A 6000-nucleotide genomic window follows, 5' to 3' on the forward strand; every position below is an offset into this window, starting at 1 on the left:
TCACAAATTTTATTTTATGTGTAGGGTGACGCCTTGGAGGCCTCAGTTGGTGCGTTCGCGGACTGTATGAGGCAGTGGCGAGAGCGACACTCTTGGTACTCGCTCTACCAGCCGAATCGGTGGGTCAGCACGATGCCGATAATGGTACCGGACAGGGTGCAGGCGACACCAGGGCCACCCGAGACTCAGAACGGCGGATTACCCTAGCAACTTAAATCACAATTCAATGCCCTCCAGATACGCCTCCAGTGTCCTGGGGTCACGCAAGGTTCGCAGTTGCCCCTGGGTGATGGCTTCAGGCAGCGTGAAATCGTATCGCCCCAGCATGTTCACATGCTCATGCACCAGCGGCGTCAGGCGGGCCAGGTCCTCCTCCCGCACGTCCATCCCCTCCCAGCGCAGTTGCGCCAGGATTTCTTGCATGTAGCGCGTGTTCCACAGCACGGTGGCATTGACCACCAGCCCCAGCGCTCCCAGTTGGTCCTCCATGCCCTCGCGGTATTTCTGCCGCAGTTCTCCCCTGCGTCCGTGAAAGACCACCCGCGCCACGCCGTGGCACTGCTCGCCCCGGTTGAGCTGCCGCAAGATCCGTTGCCGGTACGCCTCGTCGTCCACATAGCGCAGCAGGTACAGCGTCTTCTCGATCCGCCCGAATTCCGCCACCGCCCGGCCCAGACCGGACAAGCTGCTGCCCCGTTGCAGGGTCCGCATCACCGACGCGGCCCCCACCTTCCCGAGCTTGAGCGATCCGGCCAGCCTGAGCATGTCCTCTCAGTGGGCGGCGATCAGTCGCTTATCCAGGCGGTGGCGACTCAGCTCGTCAAGCGCCCCATAATCTGCATCCCGGTCCAGACGCCAGAACCGCTGATCTGGCAGATCGGCAATTCTCGGACTGAACTTGTATCCCAGCAGGGCGAACAGGCCGAAGACCACATCGCTGTACCCGTGCGTGTCGGACATGATCTCGTGGGGGTCCAGACGGGTCTGCTGTTCCAGCAGGCCCGCCAGAATGTACAGGCTGTCCCGGAGCGTCCCTGGATCACGATGCCGTGAAAGCCGGTGAACTGGTCACTGGTGAAGTTGTAATAGGTCACGCCGCGCTGAGCACCGAAATACTTGCTGTTTCAGCCCGTGTGAATGCTGCGAACCGGCACCACGAACCGTAGTCCATCGGCGGAGGCGACTTCCCCACCGCCCCACACCTGCGCCAGCGGCAGCTCGAGCTGCGCATCCACCAGGCAGGCATTCGAGGCCATGAGGGTGTCCGCCCGCAGGTAATTCTGCCCGATCCACGACAACCGGGAGAGCGTCAGGGCCTGGACTTCCGGCCTGAGAAGCTCGGCGGGGACATTCGGTTCGGCGGCAAAGACATCCAGCCCCGCGCCGCCCAACCACCCGCCTTGTAGGGCCGCCACCAGCGCGACTTCATCCACAATCGTGCCGCGTGAAATAGAGCCAGCCGCCGCCGCGCCCATTCGCCAGCCTGCACGTAGCGGTCTCCGAACACCACCCGGCGGGCCACCGCCAACAGCAGCACCACGCCCTGATCGGCCACATCGTTGGTCAGCACGTCGGGGGTGATGCTGACCTTCAGCTCACGCCGCGCCGCCCCGTGCAGGTCGATGGCGTCCAGTCCGACGCCGTAGATCGCCACCATTTTGAGCGCGGGCAGGGCGGCCATGATGTCCGGCTTCAGGCCGACGCCGCCGTTGGTCGCCACACCCCGAATGGCTGGGCCGTGCAGCAGCCTGATCGGGCGCTTCCCAGAGGCGGTGGGTGCGGTAGTCGCGCTCCAGCGCCTCTATCACAAGGGCATCATCGGAGCGACGACCAGAAGCTCGGGCAGCGGATCGGGACGGTCTGAATTCATACACGCTCCTGGGTTGCATTGATGGGCAGGCGGGTGGTGGCCCGCTGCACGATGTCGAAGCCCACATCTACCGGAGGCTGTGGCCCCAGTTGGCCTCCCAACCGCGCCAGCAGCAGGTCGGCGGCCAGGCGGCCCATCTCGCGGCGAGGAATCCGCACGGTGGTCAGGGCAGGATTGAGATGAGAGGCGATTTCTTCGTCCGCAAAGCCCATGATGGCGAGGTCTTCAGGCACCTTGATGCCCCGGCGCTGACACTCGAACAGGGCACCTGCCGCCAGCTCATCGTTGGCAAAAAACACCGCGTCCAGCGTGGGATGCTCGGCCAGCAGCCCGCTCAGCAGGTCGCGCCCCACGGCCAGGCTGGAGGGCTGGTCACTGCGCCCGATCTGGTGGTGGGGCAGGCCCAGCCGCTTCAGCGCGTTCTGAAAGCCCCGAATGCGCCGCACACTGCGTGGATCGAGTTCGGTCAGGGTTCCGGCGTAGGCGATCTGCCGGTAGCCGCAGGCCGCCAGATACTCCACCACCGCCTCACCAACCCGGTAATGCGAAAAGCCGATGTTCAGATCGAGAGGTAATCCAGCCTGCTCAGGCTCGGCCAGATCCATAGTTTCCACGACAGGCACGCCCGAAGCCCGCAGCAGCCGCGCGGTGCGCTCGGAATGGTCGATGCCCGACAAGATGATGCCGCTGGGCCGCCAACCCAGAAAGACTTCCACCAGCTTTTCTTCCTTTTCGCGGCTGTATTCCGTCGATCCCAGCAGCAACTGGTATCCGGCTTCCGGCAGGGTTTCTTCCAGACCTTCCAGAAGTTGCACATAAACGCTGTGGTGCAGGGTGGGAACCAGCACGGGCAGGGCCAGACCCGCGCCGCTCGCCAGCCCTCCGGCGGCCCGGTCAGGAATGTAATTCAGGTCCTCTGCGGCCTGAAGCACCCGCGCCCGCAGCTCATCCGAGACCATTTCGGGTCGGTTCAGGGCGCGGCTGGCCGTCATGGTGGCCACGCGTGCCCGCAGCGCCACGTCTGCGATGGTAATTCGCTGACGCTTGCGCCCAGTCGGGGATTTGGAAAGCTCGGCCTTGCTCACAGAAAACTCCTTGGGGAACGGAAGAAACGCGGTCGGAAGGCAGCAACAGCTCAGGCCGAGCTGGTCTGGGGCAAGGCGTGGACAGAAAGAAGAACTGCGCCCAGTGGGTAAAGAGACGGAATACAGATGCCGCCAGGAAATCAGGTTGTGAAGTTGACCCCCAAATGATAGCGTTATCAATATAGTAATACAAGTCTCTTTTCGTCCCTCCTCTGCTCCCCACAGGTGGTCGTATGACAACTTTGCTTGCCCGTATCCGCTCTTTTCTTGGCCGCGCACAGGTTCGCCCATGAGCCTGTTCGACCTGCGTGGCCGCCGCGCCCTGATCACAGGTTCCAGCGCGGGCATCGGCCTGGAGCTGGCCCGTGGGCTGGCACAACACGGAGCCGACGTGATCCTGAATGGGCAGCGTCCTGACCGGCTGGCAGCGGCAGTGGCTCAACTGCGCGGGGAAAGATTGACGGTTTCGGCGGCGGCCTTCGACGTGACCGACGAAGCGGCAGTGAATGCGGGTGTGGCCGAAGTGTTGGCAGACGGCCCGCTCGACATTTTGATCAACAACGCCGGAATTCAGCGCCGGGTGCCGCTGCTGGACGTGACCTTGTCCGTGTGGGACGAGGTTCTGAGGACCAACCTCACATCGGCGTTGCTGGTTTCGCGGGCAGTGGCTCCGCACATGATTGAGCAGGGTGGGGGCAAAATCATCTGCACGCTCTCGCTGATGAGCGAACTGGGCCGCCGCACCACCGGGCCATATACCGCCTCCAAGGGTGGACTGAAGATGCTGGTCAAGGCCATGTGCGCCGAGTGGGCCGAGCACAACATACAGATCAACGGCATCGGGCCGGGGTATTTTGAAACCGAGATGACGGCTCCCCTGGTACAGGATCAGACGTTTAGTGGCTGGGTCAAAAGCCGGACTCCGGCGGGGCGCTGGGGCCAGCCTGCCGAACTGGCCGGGGCCGCCGTGTTTCTGGCCTCCCGTGCGTCCGATTTCGTGAACGGTCAGATCATCTATGTGGACGGCGGGATGCTGGCGGTACTGTAGATGACGCAGGGAACAGGCAGAACAGGCGTGGTCATCGGGCTTGATCTGGGCACCACGGCAGTCAAAGTCCTCGCACTGAACGAACGCGGCGAGGTGGTGGCCCAGACCAGCGGCGGTTACGCCCTGCACAGCGGCCCAGACGGGTCGGCGGTGCAGGACGCGGAAGAGGTGATCGGCGCGGCATTGGCGGCCCTAGAAAAAGTAGCAGAGTCTCTGAACAGTGCGCCGATATTGGCTCTCGTGCCCAGCGCCGCCATGCATAGTCTGGTACTGCTGGACGCTGCCGATGCGGTGCTGGCCCCCGCACTGACCTGGGCTGATGGCCGCCCTGCCGCGACCCTGCCCAGCCTGCGAGGAGTGCTGGACCCGGCCCAAAGTTACGCCCGGACAGGCTGCCCGCTGCAAACGCCCTACCATCCGGCGCGGCTGTGGTGGCTGCGCGGCACCCAGCCGGAACTCTGGCGGCGCTGCGCCCGCATCGTCTCACTGACCGATCTGTTGCTGCACCGCCTCACCGGGCAGTGGGCCACCAGCGTGGGGCTGGCCTCCAGTACGGGCCTCTGGAACCTGCACACCGGAACCTGGGACACCGGTATTCTGGAAACGCTCGGTATCAGCGCAGATCGGTTGCCCGCCGTGTATGACGCACAGGAGGAAGTGGGAACGGTACTGGCTGGATCATGCCGGGGCGTGGCTGTGTTGGCCGGAAGCAGCGACGGCGCACTGGCAAATCTGGGCGTCGATCCGGCGCGGCGGGGCCACAGTGTCGTGACGGTGGGCACCAGTGGAGCCGTGCGGCGGCTGGGGCAGGGGCCGTATCTGGAGGCGCAGGCCCGAACATGGAGTTACCGACTTGACCGCGCCACGCACCTCAGCGGCGGGGCCATCAACAACGGCGGCCTACTGCTGGACTGGGTGCGGCGGCAATGGTACGGCGACCTGAGCAAGCCAGAAGGCTTTGGCCGCCTCTGGAGCGATGCGGGCCAGATTCCCGCCGGAGCCGGTGGCCTGACCCTCCTGCCCTACCTGACCGGCGAGCGCAGCCCCCACTGGCGCAGCGATCTGAGCGCCACCCTGCACGGCCTCCAGTTGCACCATACCCGCGCCCACATTGCCCGCGCCGCCCTGGAAGCACTGGCCTTCAGCGTCAAGCAGGTCTGGGAACTGGGGCAGCCTTCTGCAAGAGCGGCCCTTTCCCAGAAGGTGTATTCCACGGGTGGACTGGCCGCCGAACCGCTCTGGAACAGCGTACTGGCCTCGGCGTTGGGCGTGCCGGTACAGGTTGCCGAGGTAGCCGACGCCTCTGCAATCGGGGCAGCTTTGCTGGGCCATACCCACCCCACAGCCCTGATCTGGGCCGCCAGAGCTGAAGCAGTCTCCCCTATTGCGCCTGATCCTGCCCAGCAGCACGCCTTAGATACGGCGTGGCAGCGCTGGCAAACCCTCTATACCCGGCTTTACGAAGAAGCGTGAAGGGTGGTGAGCGGGGAAGGCGAGGAAGCCCGACTGTTCCCGGTTTTCTCTGGGCGTGCTGGACTCCGCCCTGTGCTCTGTCCTACCGCTTCCCAGGGACTTAAGGAGGTCGTCCTGGGAATGGAGCTTTACCCTGTAGGTTGGGACAAAGCGGCTGATTTAACTACGACGTACTTAAGTTCACCTGCGGCATATTGAGGGAACCCCAATCGACAAGAATGCCTGTGCGGAGGGCACAGGCATCCGGTCCGGCACGGTGATGGTCGGCCTCAAAACTCGCCAACCCCTTGACCCGCTCCCTGAGCCTAGAGATCATCCGGAAATTGGTTACGGTAGCGAGGCGAGGACGACTGGCATCCTGAATGAATGCGGTTGACGGACGAGCAATGGGCCATCCTCGCCCCCCTCCTTCCTCCCCCTCTGAAGCAGACCCGCCGCGGACGTCCGCGGCGGGGTGACCAAGAGCTGCTTGAAGGCATCCTATGGGTGTTGCGTACTGGTGCGCAGTGGGCGCAACTCCCCCG

General features: G+C 64.2%; 4 protein-coding genes and 3 pseudogenes. 3 read left to right on the top strand and 4 right to left on the bottom strand.

Translation table 11 applies throughout. The features are described from left to right. Positions 1-216: 216 nt before the first annotated feature. The 4 genes and pseudogenes from F561_RS26330 to F561_RS0121135 form a co-directional block, all read right to left on the bottom strand. Positions 217-1298 (bottom strand): annotated as a pseudogene (locus F561_RS26330) (transposase); the annotation flags it as partial. A gap of 90 nt (positions 1299-1388) precedes the next feature. Then, positions 1389-1475 (bottom strand): annotated as a pseudogene (locus F561_RS30160) (hypothetical protein); the annotation flags it as partial. 80 nt (positions 1476-1555) lie between these two features. After that, positions 1556-1720, bottom strand: a pseudogene (locus F561_RS30380) (2-hydroxyacid dehydrogenase); the annotation flags it as partial. Positions 1721-1866: 146 nt separating this feature from the next. After that, positions 1867-2955, bottom strand: a complete 1089-nt coding sequence (locus F561_RS0121135) for a LacI family DNA-binding transcriptional regulator (protein WP_169389557.1) — start codon at positions 2953-2955, stop codon at positions 1867-1869. Between the two features lie 289 nt (positions 2956-3244). Between F561_RS0121135 and F561_RS0121140 the strand changes: the two genes are divergently transcribed. The 3 genes from F561_RS0121140 to F561_RS28220 all read left to right on the top strand — a co-directional run. Further along, complete coding sequence (locus F561_RS0121140) at positions 3245-4003, top strand: SDR family oxidoreductase (protein WP_019011967.1); 759 nt, start codon at positions 3245-3247, stop codon at positions 4001-4003. Next, a complete protein-coding gene (locus F561_RS0121145) occupies positions 4004-5476 on the top strand; it encodes a gluconokinase (protein ID WP_019011968.1) in 1473 nt (490 codons plus the stop codon). A 366-nt stretch (positions 5477-5842) separates the two neighbouring features. Continuing rightward, the coding region (locus F561_RS28220) for a transposase (RefSeq protein WP_157452080.1) at positions 5843-6000 on the top strand (158 nt) is incomplete at its 3' end.

Source organism: Deinococcus aquatilis DSM 23025, assembly GCF_000378445.1.
GTDB classification, from domain to species: domain Bacteria; phylum Deinococcota; class Deinococci; order Deinococcales; family Deinococcaceae; genus Deinococcus; species Deinococcus aquatilis.